19 protein-coding genes and 1 tRNA gene are annotated in these 21678 nt (G+C 58.3%); 10 read left to right on the top strand and 10 right to left on the bottom strand.

The features are described from left to right. Positions 1-30: 30 nt before the first annotated feature. Together H8F22_RS11685 and H8F22_RS11690 are read left to right on the top strand one after the other, a co-directional pair. Positions 31-1773 carry an amidohydrolase gene (locus H8F22_RS11685; RefSeq protein ID WP_027923743.1) on the top strand — a complete coding sequence of 581 codons (1743 nt, stop codon included), beginning with the start codon at positions 31-33 and terminating at the stop codon, positions 1771-1773. 108 nt (positions 1774-1881) lie between these two features. Next, positions 1882-2619: a TorF family putative porin gene (locus tag H8F22_RS11690; protein WP_027923742.1), complete on the top strand. Its 738-nt coding sequence runs from the start codon at positions 1882-1884 to the stop codon at positions 2617-2619. Positions 2620-2680: 61 nt separating this feature from the next. On the opposite strand, the gene H8F22_RS11695 is transcribed toward H8F22_RS11690, so the two are convergent. The 3 genes from H8F22_RS11695 to H8F22_RS11705 all read right to left on the bottom strand — a co-directional run bounded on the left by H8F22_RS11695 (position 2681) and on the right by H8F22_RS11705 (position 5699). Further along, positions 2681-3649: a Gfo/Idh/MocA family protein gene (locus H8F22_RS11695; protein WP_194940186.1), complete on the bottom strand. Its 969-nt coding sequence runs from the start codon at positions 3647-3649 to the stop codon at positions 2681-2683. 16 nt (positions 3650-3665) lie between these two features. Then, entirely contained in the window at positions 3666-4553 is an 888-nt protein-coding gene (locus H8F22_RS11700) for a Dyp-type peroxidase (protein ID WP_027923740.1), read from the bottom strand. A 99-nt stretch (positions 4554-4652) separates the two neighbouring features. Further along, on the bottom strand, positions 4653-5699 hold the full coding sequence (locus H8F22_RS11705; protein WP_059182833.1) for an AraC family transcriptional regulator: 1047 nt from the start codon (positions 5697-5699) through the stop codon (positions 4653-4655). Positions 5700-5907: 208 nt separating this feature from the next. On the opposite strand from H8F22_RS11705, the gene H8F22_RS11710 reads away from it, so the two are divergent. After that, positions 5908-6852 (top strand): SphA family protein, encoded by a 945-nt coding sequence (locus H8F22_RS11710; RefSeq protein ID WP_194940187.1) that lies wholly within the window; start codon positions 5908-5910, stop codon positions 6850-6852. A 111-nt stretch (positions 6853-6963) separates the two neighbouring features. Here the strand turns inward: H8F22_RS11710 and H8F22_RS11715 are convergent, their stop codons facing one another. The 3 genes from H8F22_RS11715 to H8F22_RS11725 all read right to left on the bottom strand — a co-directional run bounded on the left by H8F22_RS11715 (position 6964) and on the right by H8F22_RS11725 (position 10044). After that, on the bottom strand, positions 6964-8172 hold the full coding sequence (locus tag H8F22_RS11715; RefSeq protein WP_194940389.1) for a DSD1 family PLP-dependent enzyme: 1209 nt from the start codon (positions 8170-8172) through the stop codon (positions 6964-6966). Between the two features lie 74 nt (positions 8173-8246). Continuing rightward, positions 8247-9641, bottom strand: coding sequence for a D-arabinono-1,4-lactone oxidase (locus H8F22_RS11720; protein WP_059182831.1), 1395 nt, complete (start codon positions 9639-9641; stop codon positions 8247-8249). A gap of 19 nt (positions 9642-9660) precedes the next feature. Continuing rightward, positions 9661-10044: a c-type cytochrome gene (locus H8F22_RS11725; protein WP_194940188.1), complete on the bottom strand. Its 384-nt coding sequence runs from the start codon at positions 10042-10044 to the stop codon at positions 9661-9663. A gap of 266 nt (positions 10045-10310) precedes the next feature. Here H8F22_RS11725 and H8F22_RS11730 point away from each other — a divergent pair, with 266 nt between their 5' ends. Continuing rightward, positions 10311-11936 carry an NADP-dependent glyceraldehyde-3-phosphate dehydrogenase gene (locus H8F22_RS11730; protein ID WP_027923734.1) on the top strand — a complete coding sequence of 542 codons (1626 nt, stop codon included), beginning with the start codon at positions 10311-10313 and terminating at the stop codon, positions 11934-11936. A gap of 41 nt (positions 11937-11977) precedes the next feature. Next, on the top strand, positions 11978-13021 hold the full coding sequence (locus tag H8F22_RS11735; RefSeq protein WP_032833532.1) for an FUSC family protein: 1044 nt from the start codon (positions 11978-11980) through the stop codon (positions 13019-13021). A 2-nt stretch (positions 13022-13023) separates the two neighbouring features. On the opposite strand, the gene H8F22_RS11740 is transcribed toward H8F22_RS11735, so the two are convergent. Next, positions 13024-13917, bottom strand: a complete 894-nt coding sequence (locus H8F22_RS11740) for a DMT family transporter (protein WP_059182828.1) — start codon at positions 13915-13917, stop codon at positions 13024-13026. A gap of 135 nt (positions 13918-14052) precedes the next feature. Between H8F22_RS11740 and H8F22_RS11745 the strand changes: the two genes are divergently transcribed. Both H8F22_RS11745 and H8F22_RS11750 read left to right on the top strand, forming a co-directional pair. Continuing rightward, positions 14053-14490 carry an Lrp/AsnC family transcriptional regulator gene (locus H8F22_RS11745; protein ID WP_059182827.1) on the top strand — a complete coding sequence of 146 codons (438 nt, stop codon included), beginning with the start codon at positions 14053-14055 and terminating at the stop codon, positions 14488-14490. Positions 14491-14547: 57 nt separating this feature from the next. Beyond that, a complete protein-coding gene (locus tag H8F22_RS11750; protein WP_027923730.1) occupies positions 14548-14877 on the top strand; it encodes a YceK/YidQ family lipoprotein in 330 nt (109 codons plus the stop codon). Between the two features lie 59 nt (positions 14878-14936). Here H8F22_RS11750 and H8F22_RS11755 read toward each other — a convergent pair whose 3' ends face one another. After that, complete coding sequence (locus tag H8F22_RS11755) at positions 14937-15608, bottom strand: Bax inhibitor-1/YccA family protein (RefSeq protein ID WP_027923729.1); 672 nt, start codon at positions 15606-15608, stop codon at positions 14937-14939. 123 nt (positions 15609-15731) lie between these two features. On the opposite strand from H8F22_RS11755, the gene H8F22_RS11760 reads away from it, so the two are divergent. Both H8F22_RS11760 and H8F22_RS11765 read left to right on the top strand, forming a co-directional pair. Continuing rightward, positions 15732-15819, top strand: a tRNA-Ser gene (locus H8F22_RS11760). Between the two features lie 862 nt (positions 15820-16681). Next, positions 16682-17542: a sulfurtransferase gene (locus H8F22_RS11765; RefSeq protein ID WP_194940189.1), complete on the top strand. Its 861-nt coding sequence runs from the start codon at positions 16682-16684 to the stop codon at positions 17540-17542. Here the strand turns inward: H8F22_RS11765 and H8F22_RS11770 are convergent. After that, positions 17539-17793, bottom strand: coding sequence for a hypothetical protein (locus tag H8F22_RS11770; protein ID WP_032833516.1), 255 nt, complete (start codon positions 17791-17793; stop codon positions 17539-17541). The genes H8F22_RS11765 and H8F22_RS11770 overlap by 4 nt on opposite strands. A 39-nt stretch (positions 17794-17832) precedes the next feature. Then, a complete protein-coding gene (locus tag H8F22_RS11775; RefSeq protein WP_194940190.1) occupies positions 17833-20565 on the bottom strand; it encodes a cation-transporting P-type ATPase in 2733 nt (910 codons plus the stop codon). A gap of 475 nt (positions 20566-21040) precedes the next feature. Here H8F22_RS11775 and H8F22_RS11780 point away from each other — a divergent pair, with 475 nt between their 5' ends. Beyond that, positions 21041-21676, top strand: a complete 636-nt coding sequence (locus H8F22_RS11780; protein WP_194940191.1) for a c-type cytochrome — start codon at positions 21041-21043, stop codon at positions 21674-21676. The last annotated feature ends 2 nt before the right edge of the window (positions 21677-21678 follow it).

A 21678-nucleotide genomic window follows, 5' to 3' on the forward strand; every position in this document is an offset into this window, starting at 1 on the left:
CCATCAGACGCAATAACAAGGAAACATTCAATGAAAAGATTCATCCCGAATCTCTTGATGGCCGCTGTTAGTTTTGCCTCGATGGAAGCCATGGCAGCCACCGACCTGGTGCTGATCAATGGCAAGATTTTCACCGCCGACCGTGCCCAACCGAAGGCACAGGCGCTGGCGGTACAGGATGGCAAGGTGCTGCAAGTCGGCAGCGATGCGCAGATCAAAGCCTTGATCACGCCCGACACCAAAGTGGTCGACCTCGGCGGTAAAACCTTGATGCCAGGCCTGATCGACACTCATTCCCACGCGATTTTCGGTGGCCTGGAAATGGTCTCGGCCAACATGGAAGACGAGGTGGTCGAGCTCGACGAACTGGAAAAACGCCTGCGCGGCTGGCGTGACGACGGCAAGGCCAAACACGGCGATGTGTTGACCATCGCCGGCATGAGTTCGGTGTATTGGGCCAAGGCCGAAGCACTGGGCAAAATATTCAACAACGGTGAATGGGCCAACGTGCCCGTGGTGTTCACCGGCAGCGACCACCACACGGCCTGGGCCAACGATTTCATGCTCAAGCGCGCCGGGATTGATGCCGCGCTGCTCAAGTCATTGCCCGCCGCCGAAGCGGACACCATCGGCCAACGTGCCGACGGCACCCCCAACGGTTTCCTGGTGGACGCCGGTTGGGACCGGGTGTCCTCGAAAATACCCGTGCCGAGCACCGCCGACATGCTCAAGGCCGCCCAATCGGCCGTGCGCTACAACAACAGCTTCGGTATCACGGCGTGGATGGACCCCGCCGCCAATGCCGCCCCAGGTGAACCGCTGTTCGCGCTCAAGCCCACGGAAAAAACCGTCGGCGTGCTGCCGGCCTATAAAGCCCTGGCCGAAACCGGCAACATGAGCGTCCACGTCGCCGCCCTGCTGGTGGCCAACCCGAAAAGCCTACCGGCCGATCTCGAGACGCTGGACAAGGTTCGCCAGCAATTTCAGGGCATCCCCAACCTGACCCTGCCCGGCGTCAAGATCTTCGCCGACGGCGTGATCGAATTCCCGGCCCAGAGCGCGGCGATGATCGACCCTTACAACAACTCGCACAAACAGGGCGAATTGCTGATCGATCCGAAGCATTTCGGCGAACTGGTCAGCGCCATCGACCAGCGCGGCTGGCTGGTGCACATCCACGCCATCGGCGACCGCGCGGTGCGGGAGTCGCTGAATGGCATCGAACAGGCGCGCAAGGATCGCCAGAGCGGCGTGACGCACTCGATCACCCACCTGCAAATCGTCAACCCGAAAGAATTTGCGCGGTTCAAACCGCTGAACGTCATCGCCTCGATGCAACTGCTGTGGGCCTCGGCCGACGACTACACCACGGACATGATCAAGCCTTACGTCAGCGCCCTCGCCTTCCGCTATCAATACCCGGCGCATTCGCTGCTCAAGCAAGGCGCGACCATCGCGGGGGCCAGTGACTGGCCGGTGTCGTCGCCCAATCCGTGGAATGCCATGGCCCAGGCCATCACCCGTGTCGGCCCGATGGGCGTGCTGAACATTAAAGAAGCCGTGGATCGGGAAACGATGTTCTACGCCTACACCGCGAATGCCGCGCGAACCATCGGTCTGGAGAAGCAGATCGGTTCGCTGGTTCCTGGCAAGCAAGCGGACTTCATCGTGCTCGACCGTGATGTCTTCACCGTCGACAACAAGGCCCTGAGCGACACAAAAGTGCTGCAAACCTGGTTTGCCGGGCGCGAAGTCTACGCACCGACCCTCTAATAAAAACCCGCTGTAACCCGCTGCCCGATCCCGTGTTCAAGACCGGGGTTCGGCGCAGCTTTGCCCAAAAAAACTGCCCATAACAATCACAATATCGGGACTGCATTCATGAAAGCTTTCACCCTGCTCGCCCTTGGTTCCTTGAGTCTGCTGCCGTTGAGCAGCCAGGCCATCGTCTTGAATGACGACTTCTCCGTATTGGTGGACCTGACCCTGGCGAGCGACTACCGCACCCGTGGTATTTCGCAAACACTCAATGACCCCGCCGTGCAGGCCGGTGTGACCCTGGCTCACAGCACGGGGTTGTACGTGGGTGCCTGGAGTTCGAACGTCGACTTCGGCGGCGGCCTGAAGACCCGTCAGGAAGTCGACTACTACGGCGGCTGGCTCTGGGAAGCGACCGAGGACGTCAACCTCGACATCGGTTACCTCAAATACACTTACCCGAAAGAAAGCCAGTTCAACCAGAGCGAGGTCTACGGCATTCTCAGCGTCTACGGGGTGAAGCTCGGCGCCTATTACTCCGACGATGCACCGGGCATCGACAGCAAGCAGAACTCGCTGTACAGCTATGTCGGTTACGAAACCCAATTGCCGTATGACACCGGCCTGAAACTGCGCTACGGCAACATGGACTTCAAGGACCCGCACCTGTACTCGAGCTCGGGCCATGCCGAAGACTCGTACCGCGAATGGGAAGTCAAACTGACCCACGAACTGGCCGGTGTGATGCTGGGCCTGAGCTACATCGACACCGACCTGTCGAAAAGCCAATGCACCAGCAACTGGGGCTACGACGACCTGTGCAGCGCCACCGTGGTGGCGAGCGTCAGCAAGTCATTCTGACCCACACCAATTCCCTGTGGGAGCAAGCTCGCTCCCACAGGATCGAGTTGAATCTGATGGTTCAGCGGCGTTTGAGGATCTGGTCCATCACCCAGTCGGTTTTCAACGCTTCCGCGGCCACCGCCGGGTGCTGCGCTTGACCGCGAATGTGTGCATTCATGCCCAGCACGTGATGCCACTGGATGTGCTCGTGATGGTCGATGTGCAGGCTGAGCTGTTCATCCGCCTGAAGCTGCACCGGGTGTTCATCGAACACCGAAAAGCTGATCCGGCCTTGGCTGCCAATCACCTCGACCCGATCCTCGCGGCGATCCGCCACGAAATTCCAGCAGCCCATGCCGGTCGCCCCCGAAGCAAACCGCCACGTAGCACTGACCGCATCTTCGGCGGCATACAGCCCGGCCTGTCGCGCGGTGAAACCGGCGACGTCGGTGATATCGCCGAGCAGGTACTGGAACAGGTCCAACCCGTGGCTGGCGAGGTCGGCGAAGTAACCGCCGCCGGCAATGTCCGGGTCCGTGCGCCAGTTGTGCGCGCCACCCAGATCGACGGGCGACGGGGCCTTGGTGAGGGTCCAGGTCAGGTGCCGGACCTCGCCGATCCGCCCGGCTTCCAGCCACTGCCGCACTTGCTGGAAGCGCGGCAGCGAACGTCGGTAGTAGGAAACGAACAGGTGCAATCCGGCGTCGGCAAAGACCTGCCGCATCTCGCGGCTTTGCCCGGCATTCAGCGACATCGGTTTTTCGACGCAGCAATGTTTGCCGGCGGCGGCGACCATCAGGCTGTAGGCGTGGTGACTGTCGGGCGGTGTGGCGATGTACACCGCGTCCACCTCGGGGTCATTGATCAGTGCTTGCGCGTCGGTGTACACCCGGGCGATGCCATGGCGCGTGGCGTAATCCGTCACGGCCTCCAGACGCCGCCCCATCACCGCCACCAGTGCCGAACCGGGCGCCTTGTAAAAGGCTGGCCCGCTCTTGCGCTCGGCAACGCTGCCACAACCGATCATGCCCCACCGCACCACGTCCATGTTCAACTCCTGTGGGTTAGCCGATGCGCAAGGCGCGCAGGTCCAGGCGACCGTCCTTGAGCGGCGGGCACCAGTAGTAGCCGCCGGTGATCGGGCGGCTGATGCGGTACAAACCGTCGGTGATGCCGTCTTCCAGACCACTCATGCGCCGCAGTTGCGCTTCGAAAGCGTCGAGGGAAAAACCGAACGCGAGGAACATCAGGCCGGCGCGATCCCCTTCGATCCACGGCATCGAGCGACGGACCACGAACGCCTCGGGGGCGAAGCTTTCCTGGGCGGTGCGCTTGACGTGGGCCGAGACTGGCGCGTCGTCGAGTTCTTCGTTGTCGCTCAAACGACGGCCCATGATGTTGTCTTTTTCATGGGGCGGCAGCGCGTGGAAGCCCTTGAGGTCATGCTGCCACTGCTGGATCGCGGCAAAGCTGCCACCGACCAGGCCATCCGCGCCTTCGCTCAACAGTGCGGCGGCGACGGCGGCTTCGTCGTGCGGGTTTTCGGTGCCGTCTTCGTAGCCGGTCAGGTCGTGGCCGGTCATGTGGCGGAAGGTTTCGTTCATCTGCACCAGGCGCAGGGCCGGCGCCAGCGCAGCTTCGATGGCCTGGCTGCGATTGAGCAATTCACCGCGGTCGATGCCGTGCAGCCAGCACCAGAGTGCGTGTTGCGTCGACGGGTTGTCGACGCCCACACCGGTCAATGCCGGAAAGGCACGCAGGCCATCGATCTGAGCATGCAACGCCTTGACCAGCGATTCGCCAAAGCCGACAACAGCCGATTTCCCGTCCACCAGTTGCATCAAGTTGTCGAGCGCGACGGGCAAGGCTTCGGCGGATTCGAGGGCGAAGAACATATGGCGGGCTTGAGGCGGAACAGGGGTGGCGAGAATGCCCGGCTGGTAATAGCTCATATGAACTCCTTGAAAAAGAGCACCGAGTTTAACCGGAGCACGACGGTTTGTGTGCACCCCTTGTAGCAGCTGACGAGCAGCGCGAGGCTGCATCAGCGGCTACAGGGGATCGAGGGTTGGGGATTCGTTGCGGAATGCGCTCGGGCTCATGCCGGTCCAGCGTTTGAAGGCGCGGCGGAAGCTGCGCACGTCGCTGTAGCCGACTACTTCGGTGATGCGTTCGATGGGCATGTCCGGGTTGGCCAGCAGGCTCATGGTACGGGCCTGTCGCACTTGTTCCAGGAGTGTTTCGAAGGTCAGCGCGTGTTCGGTGAGGCGGCGGCGCAAGGTGCGGCTGCTCATGTTCAGGTCGCCGGCAATTTTCTCGATGTGACTGCCCTCGGTCAGGTCACGGGCAATGGCCCGTTCCACGGCCTGGATCAAGTCCATTTTCTGATGCACTTTCGCGGCTTCCAGCTCCAGCAGTTTCACCGCCTGACGCAAGGCCAGGGAATGGTGATTGGGCAAGTGAACATCCAGCCAATGCGCCGCGATCACCATGCGATTCTGCAAGCAGCCGAAGCGCACGTCCGGCCCCAGCACGCGTGAATATTCGCCGAAATAATCCGGCGCAGCGTGCATGAACTCCACCGCCATCGGCTTGAAATCCGCCCCGACCAACGCCCGGCCGTACACCAGCAGACTGGCGAAAAACTCCTCCACCGCAAACAGTTGCACATCGGCGAACGGCAAGCGGCATTCAACGTCGACAAACACCCGGTCCCCCGCCTCCTCCACGCTCGACACCACGATCCCGCCGGAAGTGTGCTGATGCCGAATGCCCAGCTCAAAGGCATCGCGCAGGGTCTTGCACAGCGACAACACATGCCCCAGCAACCCCAGCGTACCGAGCACATTCTGCGCGCCGACCCACAAGCCCAGGCCCTGATTGGGCAAGGCTTTGAGCGCGCGCTGAATCATCGCCACGGCCTGCCGATAGGAAATGCGCTGCGCCGGGTCCTGAAGATCTTCAAAGGTAAAACCCAGCCCTCGGCACAGGCTGTCGGGGTTGATGCCTTTTTGCTTCGCGACTTCGGCGAGGGTTTGCAGGAGAAACGGCGACACCAGCGCCAGTTCAAAGGTGGGATCAATCACTTTCATTTGCATGGGGTCATACATTCCGGGGCGAGCTGCATTCTTATTTTTGTTACCGGTTATGTCGAAAGAAGTTAGCACAGGGTTCAAAGGCTGTCCGCAGAAGTCCCCCTAAATGGCCGCCAATACCCTGCCTGGCACCGCGCAGACAGCTTATTTCTATGTGGCGGCCCTCGTATGGACGCAGGACAGCCCGCTAACAATAATAATGAGTACCCCCATGATCCCGACCCGCACGAGATTCCCCCTACTGGTCATCAGCCTGGCCGGCATTTTCACCACTCATCCGGCACTGGCCACCGAGGCTGGCGTGGACAACATCGGCCCAGGCACCGACGGTTTCTTCATGTTGCCGCTGTCGCCCGACAGCCTTCCGGACAACATGGTTGCGTTCAACCTCTACTACAACCACTACACCTCCACGAAGCTCAACATCAGTTCGCTCGGCGGCAAGGTGCCGGATGTCGATATCGAATCCACAGCGGTGATTCCACGCCTGGATTACCTCAGCCCCCTGCGGGTGTTCGGTGGCCGGTTTGCGGGCTACATTGCGCAGCCGTGGCTCAAGCAGGAAGTGGCGGTGTTCGGCTTGCACGACACCCGCGAAGGCATGGGTGACACCACTGTCGCTCCGATCATTCTGTGGGACATGGGCCCGAACCTGACCCTGGCTGCCGCGCTGGAAATCACTGTGCCGACCGGCGAATACAGCGTCGATCGCCTGGCCAACACCAGCAACAATTTCTATACCTACAAACCGCTGTTCTCCTTCACCTGGCTGCCGACGGATAAAACCGAGGTGTCGATGAAGACGACGTACAGCTTCAACGAGAAAAACAAAGACACCGATTACAAGTCGGGGCAGATTTTCCACTTCGACTATTCGGCCAGTTACAAAATCACCGACAACCTGATGCTCGGGTTGAACGGCTACTACCTCAAGCAAACCACCGACGACAAACAGTTCGGCCACACCGTGCAGTTCAATGGCGAAGACGTGAACGATGGGGTTCGCGGACAGGTATTCGCGATTGGTCCGGCCTTGCACCTGACCTTTTTGCAGTACGCCACGGCAGAGATTCGCTGGGACAAGGAGTTTGATGTGGAGAACCGGCCTGAAGGGGAAATGCTGTGGGCCAAGGTCAGTATCCCTTATGCGTTCTGACGATTGATCGTTCCCACGCTTTGCGTGGGAATGCAGCCTGGGACGCTCCGCAGCCCATCAAGAGCCAGAGCGTCCGTTGAGGCGCTCCCACGCAGAGCATGGGAACGATCATCAGGAATACACCGGCCAGCTATCAACAATCTGCCCTCCCCGAACCGCCAGCAAATCCCCAAACTGCAACAACACCGATTCCGTCTGAGTCGGCCGCAAAAACACCTGGTCCTCAACCCCCAGCCCCACCGCCGCCGAACCATTGACCATTTCCTGATTCGAGCTGCGGCCATACACCCCGTTGCTCTGCAACCCCGATGGCGATTCAAACTCCGCCATCCAGTTACCGCCATAGATGAAAAACGTCTCGCGCTGATTGGTGTCCCACCACGAAAACAACCGGGACTTGTCATCCAGCGCCGGAATGTTCACCGCCCCCGTGCTCTTCAACACCGGCGTAGCGATGTACGCCGCCGGCACATGTTCCACCAGCGACGGCAAATCATAGTGTGTCGGCTTGAGCATCGCGGTCCCCACCGAAACCTCCGTGCTGAGCTGTTCATGCTCGTGCATGCGATAACTCGGGCTGCCAGCGGTGTTGAGGGTCAGTCCTTGATGCCACAGGCCGGGATATTGCTGACGGGTGAAGTCGACGCAGCGGTTGTAAATCACCATCACCTTGGCGAACAGTTCTTCGGGCGAGCCCAGTATTCCCGGCACGCCCATGCCCGCGAACGGGTCGTAGCCCATGAAGCCGGCGAACTCCAGGTGCTGAGGATTTTTGCTGATCAGTGCCAGCATCGGTCCGAGCACACCCGCATCGCTGACACCTCCACGATGCAGCCCGACATCCAGTTCAATGTTCACCCGTAATCGCGTACCCAATCCCTGCGCCAGCGCGAGGTACTGTTGAAGTCGTTCAGGCGTATCAAGCAGCCATTGCAATTGCTTCGAGGGATCAAAAGGCCCTTTGTGCGACTGATAAAACAACTCGGCCGAACGCACCGGCAGCGGTTTGCCTAACAGGATGTCGGACTCGGGAAACTGCACCGCATCATGATTGAGAAACGGCTGATGAAACGACATCAAGCGCTGCGTGCCCGCGCGCTTTGCAATGTAGGTCAGCAGCCCCGGCGCCGGCAGTGATTTCTCTACCAGGCGCAGGTGCTTGCCGCCGCGTTTTACCGACAGCATCACCGCATCGATGTTGTGATCCAGCCGATCAAGATCGATCAGCATCACCGGCCGCATCGGCCCGTGTTCCTTGAGCTCGCGGTTCAGCGTATGGAAATAATCGCTGTACGGCGCGCCTCGATCACCCGGCCGCAGCCAGGCCCCGACACCCGCCATCAACACGCTGACGCCGGCGGCCCCCATCAGGAAATTGCGTCGATTGACCGCCATCAGCTCACCCCCAGAATCGATGACAAGTGCGCATTGAGGAACTTGCCGCTGGGGTCCAGCGCTTGCCGCACCTCGATAAATTCCTGCCAACGCGGGTACAGCGGCTGCAGGCTTTTCGCGTTGAGCGTGTGCAACTTGCCCCAGTGCGGCCGGCCGTTGTACTTCCAGAAAATCGGTTCTATGGCGGCGAAGAAGTTGTGATGGTCCATCTGATAATGCTGGTGGACCGAGATCGAGCAACTGTCGCGGCCTTCGAACATGCTCAGGGGAATGTCGTCGGCTTTGACGTAGCGGTATTCAATCGGAAACCAGGTGCGCAGGTCCTTGTCCTGAATCAGCTTGAGAATTTCGCGCAGACACGCCGGGCCGTGCTCGGCCGGCACTGAATATTCCATTTCGTTGAAACGCACCGTGCGCACGTTGGCGTAGATGTCGAACGAGTCGCCCACCCGGTCGTCGAAACTGGCGAGGTGGCGCAGGCTGTTGAGCAGGGTGCGGCGCAGGTCCGGAAAGTCGCTGCCGTACTTGTCGATCTTCTCGATCAAGGTCACGAATTCGTTACCGCCCTCCTCATCCGCCGGAATCGGCGGTGTCGCAGGGTCGGTGGTTTCGTTGAGGGCGATCGACAAGGCGTAGTCGGAATGGGTCACCACGAGCATTTCCCAGTGCTGGTTGTCCCGGGTGTTCTTGTCGAGGTCTTCCAGCAACTCTTCGGTCCTGGCGATCCACTGCCGTTCCCTCAAGCGATACGCGGGGCGGTTTTGCAGACGGATTTTCGTCGCCACACCGAGCGCGCCGAGGGACACCCGTGCCGCGCTGAAGACTTCAGGATGACGTGTGCTGTCGCAGTCCAGCACCTCGCCCGTGGCCGTCACTAATTGCAGGCCGCAGACGTGGGCCGAATAGGACTGGAAGTTCTTGCCGGTGCCGTGGGTCGAAGTAGAAATGGCGCCGGCGAGGGTCTGGTAGTCGATGTCGGCCATGTTTTGCAGGGCCTGGCCGACATCTTTGAGCGGTGTGCCCATGCGCGACATCGGCGTGCCGGCGGCGAACTCGGCTTGCAGGGTTTTCGCGTCGTGATCGAGCAGCCCGGTGAAATAGCTCAGGGACAGCAATGTGCCGTCTGTGGGCACCAGCGCGCTGAAGGAATGCGCCGAACCCACCGGGCGAATCTTGCCGGGAGCCTGGCGTACAACCTGGGTCAGCTCGTCCAGATTCTTCGGCGCCAACCGCGCCGCCGGCAGGCAACTCTGGCCACCCGACCAGTTACGCCAGGGGATCAGCCGTGGCGCGCGCAGCAGTTCGGCCAGCACCGGTGTGGAGCCGAGCGCGGTAAAGGCGCCAATGACACTCGCCCGTTGCAACAACTGACGCCGTGTTAAGTCCATCGTCATGAATCGCACCCTGTCGTTCTTATTGTGGGATGTGCTGGCCGGACATGAAGCTAATCAGCGCCAGGAACTGTTCCTCTGAACACTGCACGCACTGGCCCATCGGTGGCATGCCGTTGTAGCCGTTGATCGCGTGATCGAGCAGCGTGTCGGCGCCCTGCATCACCCGAGGCTCCCAGGCTTTGCTGTCGCCGGTCAGCGGTGCCCCGGCCGCCGGGTTGGCGTGACAGAGCTTGCAACTGTTGTCGTAGACCTGCGCCAGCTCGGTGTCGGCGGGCCTGGCGATAGCCGCGTCAATGTGCGTCGCCGGGGGTTTCGGCTCTTCGCCACACCCTGCGAGCAACACCACGAGCCCCACCAGGGCAAAACAGAGGCTAGGCTTTTCACTGAATCGGCGTGCCCGCATGGCGTTCCTCTCATGGGGTGCCCGGTCAGCCGGGTGCACCGTTTATTGTTGTGATCAACAGAGCTCAACACTAAGGCACCCGGCGTGGGCGGGTTGAGGGCATTGGGGGCCAACAAGGGGGGCTTCTGAGGCCATGACCGCTGCGCCATGAAATCCGCGCGCCATCACGCACCGGCACAAAACGCTGAGATGAGTCATGACAAGCGAGGCCGAGGTCTGCTAAAACGATTCATCAGTGCATGACCCAATTCAGAGGGGGTAGCGATATGACCACAGCCAACATTCTCGACAACCTGTTTCCGAGCCTCGCCGACATCCCGGAAAAGTACCGCCTCGATGGCCAGACCGAGCAGCGCGAGTACCTGGTCGATGGCGAACTGAAAACCTGGGACGGGCCGCTCGCCCAGGTCCGCAGCCCGGTGTACCTGACCGGCGCGAATGGCGACGAGCAAGTGATCCTCGGCAGCACGCCGCTGCTGGACGCCGACACTGCGCTGACCGCGCTGGACGCCGCCGTCCGTGCTTATGACCGCGGCCAGGGCTTGTGGCCGACCATGCGCGTGGCCGAACGCATCCAGCACGTCGAAGCCTTTCTGGGTCGTATGCGTCAACAGCGTGAGGCGGTGGTCAAGCTGCTGATGTGGGAGATCGGCAAGAACCTCAAGGACTCGGAAAAAGAGTTCGACCGCACCTGCGATTACATCGTCGACACCATCAATGCCTTGAAGGAACTCGACCGCCGCTCCAGCCGCTTCGAGCTGGAACAGGACACTCTCGGCCAGATCCGTCGCGTCCCGATGGGCGTGGCTCTGTGCATGGGCCCCTACAACTACCCGCTGAACGAAACCTTCACCACGCTGATTCCGGCGCTGATCATGGGCAACACCGTGGTGTTCAAACCGGCCAAACTCGGCGTGCTGTTGATTCGTCCGTTGCTGGAAGCGTTCCGCGACAGCTTCCCGGCCGGGGTGATCAACGTGATCTACGGCAGCGGCCGCGAGACGGTCAGCGCCTTGATGGCCAGCGGCAAGATCGACATCTTCGCGTTTATCGGCACCAACAAAGCCGCCAGCGACCTGAAAAAACTCCACCCAAAACCTCACCGGTTGCGTGCGGCGCTGGGTCTTGATGCGAAGAACCCCGGCATCGTCCTGCCAGAGGTCGATCTGGACAACGCGGTGAGTGAAGCAGTGACCGGCTCGCTGTCGTTCAATGGCCAGCGCTGCACCGCGCTGAAAATCCTCTTTGTCCACGAAGACGTGGTCGAAGCGTTCATCGAGAAATTCAACGCCAAACTCGCCAGCCTCAAACCCGGTATGCCGTGGGACAGCGGCGTGGCGCTGACCCCGTTGCCGGAGTCGGGCAAGGTTGATTACTTGCATTCGCTGGTCGCCGATGCCGAAAGCAAAGGCGCCAATGTGGTCAACCCCAACGGCGGCATGGCCCGCGCCTCGTTCTTCTACCCCGCGGTGCTGTACCCGGTGACCCCGCAGATGCGTGTCTACCAGGAAGAACAGTTCGGCCCGGTCATCCCGATCGTGCCGTACCGCCATCTGGACACGGTGATCGATTACGTCCTGGAATCGGACTTTGGCCAGCAGTTGAGTATTTTCGGCACCAACCCGGTGGCGGTCGGCCGACTGGTGGACACGTTCGCCAACCAGGTCGGGCGCATCAACCTCAACGCCCAATGCCAGCGCGGTCCGGACACCTTCCCGTTCAACGGGCGCAAGAATTCGGCCGAAGGCACGTTGTCGGTGCATGATGCCTTGCGGGTGTTTTCGATCCGCACGTTGGTCGCGACCAAGTTCCAGGAGACCAACAAGGACCTCATCAGCGAGATCATCAGTGGACGCAGTTCGAGCTTCCTGACCACCGATTACATTTTCTGAGGACACCGAGCCTGAGTACCTTCAGCCATCGATTGCCACCGCTGCTGCGCCGACTGCTGCGTCCATTGCTGGACCCGTACCGGCGCTATCGCCACGCCAGACTGATTCATGCGGTGCGGGTCTCGCTTGGGTTGCTGGCAACGATCCTGCTGACCACCGGCATCCATTTGCCGCACGGTGAATGGGCGTCGGTGACGATGCTGGTAGTGATTGGTGGCTTGCAGCACCACGGCAACATCGGCAAAAAAGCCGCCGAACGGGCCATTGGCACGTTGATCGGGGCCGGCGTCGGTCTGCTGCTTGTCGCGCAACAGGCCTGGCTCGGAATGCCGTGGCTGACCTATTTCGCCATGTCGGTGGTGTGCGGGGTTTTCTCGTATCACGCCATTGGCAAGGGAGGCTACACGGCGTTGCTCGCGGCGATCACCGTATTTATCGTCGCCGGGCACGGTGACAACCCGGTTACGGACGGCTTATGGCGTGGGGTGGATATTCTGATTGGCATCGCCTTGGCGCTGGCGTTTTCCTTTGCGTTGCCGCTGTATGCGGTGTTTTCCTGGCGCTACAAACTGGCCGATGCGCTGCGCGATTGCGCGACGATCTACGGGCGCATCATCAATGGCCAGCCTGTCAGCGATGACGACCACCTCAAACTCATGGGGCGCCTGAATTCGGTGATGGTGCAATTGCGCTCGCTGATGCCGTCGGTGTCCAAGGAAGTGAAAATCTCCATGACCGAACTGGATGCCATTCAGCGCAATTTACGCATGTGCATCAGTACCCTGGAAATTCTTGCCAACACTCGCCCGGACCCCAGCGACTCGAACGCCATGGCGCAATTGCAATCGGCAATGACTGCCGAGCATCGGCAGATCCGCGTGCAATTGATCGGGATGGCGCGGGCATTGAAAACCGGAGCGTCGCAACGGCTGAGCCGGCCCGTCGACTTGCCGCCCGCTTCAAGTCTCGAAGCGCCGGTCTACAGTCCGCTCGACGGTTATCGGCTGCTGACCCGACAGTTCGCCGCCAACATCGGCGAGATGCGCCAGCGACTGGCCAAGACCGCGCCGCGCTGGAACATCTGACGTTACTGAGCCGCCAACTTGCGCGATTTGAAGCCCCAGCCCTGCTGCATACCGGCGGCGGCCAGCAAAATCGCCGCGACGCCGAGCCACTGCAACGGTTCCAGACGATGGCCGAAGGCAAACCAGTCGACAAAAATCGCTGCAATCGGGTAGATGAACGACAACGCCCCGGTCAACGCCGTCGGCAGTTTCTGAATCGCGCCGTACAACAGCACATACATCACACCGGTGTGGACGATGCCCAGCGTTACCAGGCTGGCCCAGGCACTCGGCGCTTGCGGCAGTGCTGAAAAGTGCGCGAACGGTGCGAGCAACAGCACCCCGGTGCAGACCTGGATCAAGGCGATCAGATGGGGTGGCGTACCGGTCAGGCGCTTGATGATCAGCGCGGCAATGGCGTAAAGGAATGCAGCACCCAGCGCCAGACCAATCCCCATCAGGTAATCATTACCGCTCTCGCCCTGCCCGCCATGGGCGCTGACAATTGCGAGCATCCCGACAAAGGAAATGCCCAGCCAGAACAGCTTCTGCAGGGTGATCTTTTCGTTGAGGAACAACGCGGCCAGGCCCACCAGCATGAACGGCTGCACGTTGTAGACCGCCGTGCCAATGGCAATCGAGGCGCGCGAATAGGATGCGAACAACAGCACCCAGTTGCCGACAATCGCCACGCCGCTGAGCACCGCCAACAGGAAAGTGATACGGGTCAGAATGCCGGGACGGAAGAAGCCGAACGCCGCGCAAATCATCAGCAAGGTGCCCGCCCCGAATAGGCAGCGCCAGAACACCACGTCCAGCACCGGTTGCCCGGACACCAGCACAAACCAGCCAATGGTCCCGGAGATCAGCATGGCGGCGCTCATCTCGAATGAGCCGCGACGTATTGATTTGTCCATCTTCAGACTCCTGTGTTTGAGCGCAAAGTATGCCAATCCACCCGGGGGCTTCTCCAGCGCAAAAAGCAGGCTAAACTCGGTTTCTGCCTTTTTTATCAAGGCAGTTTCAATTTATTGCCTTACAGAGGTTTCGCCATGACCGACGATATCGACCAAGTGCTAATCAGCGCCTTGATGGAAGATTCACGACGCTCGCTCAAGGCGTTGGCGCACCTCAGCGGCTTGTCCTCGCCCAGTGTCGCCGAGCGTCTGCGCCGCCTCGAAGAACGCGGTGTGCTCAAGGGCTACACGGTGGAAATCGATCCGAAATGCTTCGGCTATCAACTCCAGGCCATCGTGCGGATTCGTCCTTTGCCGGGTCAGTTGCAGGAAGTGGAGCGACAGATTCAGGCAATCCCCGAATTCACCGAGTGCGACAAAGTCACGGGCGACGACTGCTTCATCGCGCGCCTGCATGTACGCTCCATGGAACAACTGGACACCCTGCTCGACCGCCTCAATACCCACGCCGAAACCAACACGGCAATCGTGAAGAAGACTCCGGTCAAACGCCGGTTGCCACCGATGGCATAGGTGATGTTTGCTCCCGACTGGCGTAGATTGAGGTTTTTCCGGCGAAAGATTGGCGGTATGAAAACCCAGGCAATGCTACTGGCGGCGCTGATACTGACGGGCTGCGGCACGATTCAAACGGCCGTGCGCGGTGACGAAGTGGCGTCTAAAAGTCTTAAGGATCAGAAATCCTATTGCGGCGCCATTCCGCGAATCTACAGCGGTGTGACTTATGATTTTTGCAGTCTGAATGCGCCGCTGCAAAATGGACTGGATGCACAAACCCACACCAACGCTCCAGCCATCGTGCTGATTGACGTGGTGATGTCCGGCGCACTCGACACCTTGCTGCTGCCCTACACCATTTACCGCCAACAGGCCGATGGCAACATCGTCATTGCCGAGTAACCCTGAATCCCAGGCAATAAAAAACCCGCCTAAGCGGGTTTTTTACTCAAGGCCTTCGATCAATCATCGCGGCTCATGATGCCAAACAGCTGCAACAAGCTGATGAAGAGGTTGTAGATCGATACATACAGGCTGATGGTCGCCATGATGTAGTTGCGCTCGCCGCCGTGAATGATGGCGCTGGTCTGGAACAGAATGCAGACCGAGGAGAACAGCACGAAACCTGCGCTGATCGCCAGTTGCAGGCCGCTGATCTGGAAGAAGAAGCTCGCCAGCGTCGCACCCAGCAGCACGAAGAAGCCTGCAGTGATGAAACCGCCGAGGAAGCTCATGTCCTTGCGGGTAATCAGCACGTAGGCTGACAGACCACCAAACACCAGTGCAGTCATCGCGAACGCCGAACTGACCACTTCAGCGCCGCCCTGCATGCCCAGGTAGCGGTTGAGGATAGGGCCGAGCAGGAAACCCATGAAACCGGTCAGGGCAAATGCCGACACCAGGCCCCAGGCCGAGTCACGGAGTTTGTTAGTAAGGAAGAAAAGGCCATAGAAGCCGATCAGCACCACGAACACGTTCGGGTAGCCGACACGCATCTGCTGAGCGACGAACGCCATCACGCCGCTGAATGCGAGGGTGAGAGCGAGCAAGCCGTATGTATTGCGCAGGACGCGGCTAACCTCTAGCTGCTCAGCCTGCACGCTGTTATTAACTGCGTAATCCTGTTCGCGCATGGCGACACTCCTGTTGGTATGAAACGTTCAGTCGCAAAGATCATAACAGACGCTCTGTAACAAGCTATGCAGAGAGTTTGACAGTGTGTTTCATTCAGGTATTATGGCGCCCGCAACGCAAACGGAGGTGTGGCCGAGTGGTTTAAGGCAACGGTCTTGAAAACCGTCGACTGTAACAGGTCCATGAGTTCGAATCCCATCGCCTCCGCCATATTTGTACCGACAAAGCCCTGATTTTTCAGGGCTTTGTCGTTTCTGCGGTACATCATTTCTGAATCGTTTCCGCATCTTTTCAGTAGTTTCCGCAACCCTACCCTTCCGACAGCACCGAGTCCCGCCCAAATAAAATTGCTCGAGACAAATATGTAGGGTGTTTTGACTGTGCTCGAAAGTCAGCTTTCGGCCGATTCCGCTGAAAAAGTCGACGATGGTTTCCGCGGCAGAAAAGTACGCGACCGAGATTGAAATCTTTACTTTGAGCAGCGGATTCCGGGCTCAGATTTCGCATAACTGCGCGCAAAAAAGGCGTTTTCCGCAGTCAGTATGGGGGCAGTCTGGAAGGATCGACTTTTTCAACACAATCGGCCCAAAGCTATCCACTCATATGCTCAGCGCCTTTGGGGGATTTGGAGTAGAAGCGGCGAAGCGGCTGCGTGAAACACCCGCTTAAAAGGCTGGAACTGCTGCCCACTTAAATTTAGCTGCACACCCTGTCTTGGCCTCGCGGGGCTGGGTAAATGACTCGACCAGACGGATACCGCCTGAACTCAGGTACGATCACCAACGGAGAATCGGACCTCAACGATGACGGAAAATCGACCTGAAGCTACCGTCTCCCCCTGGCAGATTGGAGTAGAAAAAAATCTGCCCTCCAACTTTTTTCTCCATTGAACGAGCCTTAGTCCAAACCACTGGTTTCGCTCAAAGAGTTGATTTTAATCAAGGAGCACTTTACCGCCTTCATTACATTGAAAATGCTCAAGTAGTGCTTTCCAGAGATAGCGCGTAGAGGGGGTTAAATAATTTTTTCATTCAAGGCTGGGATCGTCTGACTCTGCAATAGGAGATTCCTCATGCACAAGAGAGTTCTCGTTTCGCCCTCCGAACTGGACGAATTGATCAAGCGTGAGCCCGTCGTGCTCATCGACACCCGAGATGCTGCGAGTTACGCCGAGGCCCACCTGCCGGGCGCAGTAAATATCCATGAAATATTCACGTACTTGGCTACTACCACGCCCGAGGGCCTGGCTAAGTTGCATGAACTATTCGCCCAGGCGTTTGCGAAGGCAGGCTTGTCTGGCAGGGAGATAGCGCTTGTATATGAGCAATCCATGACCACTGGATTTGGACAGTCCTGCAGGGGGTATGTGCTACTGCGTTATCTTGGCTACCCTCGCGACAAAATCAAGATTCTGCATGGCGGCTACAGCGCCTGGCGCAACGCAGGACTTCCCAGTACCAGTGAAGCTTCCGCGCCTGTCACTGCCACGTTTCCATCTTCCAATGGAGAACGCAGCCTCTTCGTCGACCTGGACGAAATGAAACGGATAGTTGCCACCCCCAACATCGTGAAACTCGACGTACGGGACGTTGATGAATGGATCGGCGAAAGCTCATCGCCCTATGGAAAAGATTTCTGCCCGCGCAAGGGTCGCATCCCTGGCTCCGTCTGGCTGGAGTGGTACCGGATGATGAAGCCAACCGCTCAGGGACCGATGTTCAAGTCACCCAGCGAGATTCTCGCCGAGTGCGCTACGGTCGGAATCGGCCCCGATACACCTGTGGTCGTGTTTTGCTTCAAAGGCGCACGTGCTTCCAATACCTTTGTGGCATTGGAAGAAGCCGGAATCAGGAACGTTCGCCTTTACCTCGGGTCCTGGAACGAATGGTCCCGAGACTTGACGTTACCCATTGAGGAAGGCCTTCCCTATTAGAAATACTTGCAGCCAGCCGGGCTGGTTCCTGGCCAAATGTTATCGTCAGACCAGTAAACCGGCATTCCCCTTGTGGAGATGCCGATGTCTGCATGACTACTGTTCGTATTGATCGGAACCGTCAGCAGCATCACGGCCGAGGTATTGGCGGCGGGCTGATCGTCGTGCCAGCTATACATCAGTTGAAAAATGGGCCTTTCGCACAAATCCCACTCGGAGCGAATTCCATACCAACAGTCCACGATCAGCATGTGGACCTTACTTCAGGATATTGCTACTCCCCGTAAGCACTACTCAGCCAAATGGATTCGAATCTGTTTTTCAATCTCGATGATTACAAAGAACGTAACGCCAATCCCGATGATCAGTAGGCCATCAAAGAAAGGGATCGCTTCAGTTGCAAAAACCCTTTGCAGCAGTGGCACGTAAGTGATGGAAAATTGAGCGACGGTCACCATTGCAACGGTCATCCAGATGACCTTGGTGCCACGAATCCCCTTCCAGGTAAGCGATGTGCTGTAGATATTGCGAATGAAGAACAGGTGAAAAACTTCCATCACCACCAACGTGTTGACCGCAATCGTGCGAGCCAACTCAATTGAGTAGTCACGGTCGAGCGCATACGAAAAAATGCCGTAAACGCCGCAGAGAAACAGAATAGAAACAAGCACCATATGCCAGACTAAAGCACCGCTTATGAGTGGCTGTTTGCGCGAGCGTGGCGGTCTGCGCATGGTGTTTTCTTCGGTCGGTTCGAACGCCAGCGCGATGCCGAGTGTCACTGCGGTAATCAAGTTGATCCACAGAATCTGTATTGGCGTCACCGGCAGTGTAATGCCGAGTAACAACGCGACGATGATGGTCATGGTCTCGCCCGCGTTGGTAGGCAGCGTCCAGCTCAGCACTTTCTTGATGTTGTCGTAGACTGTCCGGCCTTCGCGTACCGCCGCCACGATGGATGCGAAGTTGTCATCTGCCAGCACCAGGTCTGCGGCTTCCTTGGCGGCCTCACTGCCCTTTCCACCCATGGCGATACCGGCATCGGCACGCTTCAGCGCTGGTGCGTCGTTAACGCCATCACCGGTCATTGCCACGGTCATGCCAATCGATTGCAACAGCATTACCAGCCTGAGCTTATGTTCAGGGCTGGTACGCGCAAAAATATTGACGTCTTTTACCGCCTCTTTGAGGTCAGTATCGCTCATGGCGTCGAGGTCTACGCCAGTCAGCACCCTGTCGGGATTGTGCAGGCCAATCTGGCGACCGATGGCAGCAGCGGTGCCACCATGATCGCCAGTGATCATTTTTACGGCAATGCCCGCCGCCTGGCATTGCTGAACGGCTCTGATCGTCTCTGGTCGGGGCGGATCAATCAGCCCAACCATCCCCAGCAGTGTCAACCCTCCTTGCACATCCTCAAACTCCAATACGGTTTGCTCGGGCGGGACTGATCTAACTGCAAACGCCAGCACACGCTGCCCCTTGGCAGCAATGGTGTTTGCCTGTTCATGCCAGTAGTTCGCGTTGAGCGGTTCAGTCCCGCCAGCGTTTACGAGTTGCTTTGTGCACATGGCAAGTATCTGCTCCGGCGCGCCTTTCACATAGATAGAGGCGTGTCGAGCATGGTTGTGATGCAGGGTCGCCATAAATCGGTGTTTCGCATCAAACGGAATGGCATCGGTGCGGGGCCAGGCCCGATGATCTTCATCGCTGACGATTCCGGTTTTTCCGGAAAATGCCAACAAGGCACCCTCCATCGGGTCTCCCTCTACCCTCCATAAGTCTTCATGCTGACGCAGCACCGCATCGTTGCACAGGCAGGCAGCTCGCCCCAGTTCCGTCAACGCTGGATGAGACGATAGGTCGACTGGCTGATCCGCAAGACTGATGCTTCCCGTTGGCTGATAACCTGCGCCGTCGACCGTGAAGATGAAGTCTTGCGTGACGACCGATGCCACCATCATTTCGTTACGTGTGAGTGTGCCAGTCTTGTCAGTGCAGATAACGGACACCGAGCCCAGCGTTTCGATGGCCGGCAGGCGACGCACAATGGCATTGCGGCTTGCCATCGCCCTGACGCCGACAGCCAGCGTAATGGTAAGGACGGCGGGCAACCCTTCAGGTATCGCTGCCACCGACATCCCCACCACGACCATGAAGATCTCGGTGAACTCGTAATGCCCGACATAGTGACTGAACACGAGCAAAAGGCCGCTGACTAACAGAATCAAGATCGTCAGCCAGCGCGCAACTACGTTCATTTGCTGAACCAGCGGGGTAGTCAGCGTTTCCACTTGTGCAAGTAAAGTGCTGATGCGTCCGATCTCGGCCGCTGTTGCGGTAGCCACTACAATTCCAGTTGCTTGTCCGCATGTCACGAGGGTGCCGCTGTACGCCATGCAAACACGATCACCCAGGGGCGCTTCAAGGCCCACAGGCCTGGTATTTTTTTCTACGGGTACGGATTCGCCGGTCAGAATGGCTTCTTGAATCTGAAGTCTGTTCGCGCGCAGCAGGCGTAGATCAGCAGGCACTTTGTCGCCGGACTCCAGCAATACAATATCGCCCGGTACCAGCTGCTCGCCTGCAATGTTCGAGCGTTCGCCAGCACGAATGACTGCGGCGCGCGGTGCCAGCATTTGTCGGATCGCATCCATGGCTTTTTCCGCTTTGCCTTCCTGGACGTAACCGATGATTGCATTTGCAATAACCACCGCCAGAATCACCACCGTATCCCACAGATGTTCCAGCATCGCGGTAATCGCAGCGGATCCTAGAAGCACATAAATCAGAATGTTGTGAAATTGCAGCAAGAATCGCAGCCACGCAGGTCGACGTGCTGCTGCTGGCAGGCGGTTGAAACCAGTGCGGCCAAGACGGGCTTGTACTTGGTCTGCCTGCAGCCCGACATGCTCGTTGACCTCAAGCAGGTTCGTTACCTGATCTGCAGGCAGGGAGTGCCAGGCCTCGGAATGCGGGGGGATTGGTGTTTGCTCATCTGCTACGCCGTCCACCTGCTTCATCAATGATTATCTCCTGTGCGCACGACTCAACTGGGCGCTGAGGTGCTCATGAGCGGAGTGGGTGTATCTGAACGCTGAAAAATCGTTCCCTTGTTATCAAACCGAGCACTACTCAGTGAGGCACGACTCGACAACGTCTGCACCAAACTCGGTTTTCCATTTGCAGGGGCACATTTTGTTGGCAAACGCAGAACCTTGGTTTGAAGGTCATAAAGGAGCGTTTCTATTGCTAAGCTGACTAGAGAGCTTAGTCCTTCTATTGAGGGTTCATCGATCATCAGGAATCCCCGCCACAGTATCCAATGATGATATTGCTGAAAATACAGAGAGCTGTTTTTCGAAAGAACTGGCTAATAGCATAAAGGGATTCGTTGTGACCAAAATAAGTCATGAAATCCGCCTACGAGCCCCTACGTTACGACTAACCTAATTGATCAAATCTCCTGTTATAGAAAAATAACAATGAGGCTAGTCGATGGAAATCTCGCGATGGGCATTAGTTTGTATTTTATCCAGTGCATCTGCGACGCCCGCTTTTGCAGCAGACGCACAAAAAATATTCTCCCAGGGAGGGGCAAATCCAGGAGCCATAGCCTGTTCAACCTGCCATGGTGCGGACGGTTTAGGCATGCCTTCGGCGGGTTTTCCAAGGCTTGCAGGCCTGCCTGCTGATTACCTGACGAAGCAAATCTCTGATTTCCGCTCAGGCACTAGAGGCAATCCAATCATGCAGCCCATCGCTCAGGCATTGAGCGAAGACGAGTCAAAAGCCCTCGCAGTGATGCTCGCCAAGATGCCAAGTCCAGCGGTAAAACCAGTGAATCGTGCGCACGCAGCAAAAGGCCCCGGAGAAATCCTGGCCCTGAGAGGCGCATGGGATCGAAATATTCCCGAGTGCGTAGCTTGTCACGGTCCAAGTGGCATCGGTGTCGGTGCCACCTTTCCGCCACTCTCCGGTCAATCGGCTCAGTACCTCAAATCACAACTGAATGCCTGGCGGCAGCAAACTCGAAAAAATGATCAAGACGATCTCATGGGCCACATTGCGCGCTCACTCACCGATACCGAGGTCGAGGCTGTTTCCCAATATTTTGCTGATCTCAGTAAATAGAG

This window comes from Pseudomonas mucoides, from assembly GCF_015461845.1.
Taxonomy (GTDB): Bacteria; Pseudomonadota; Gammaproteobacteria; order Pseudomonadales; family Pseudomonadaceae; genus Aquipseudomonas; species Aquipseudomonas mucoides.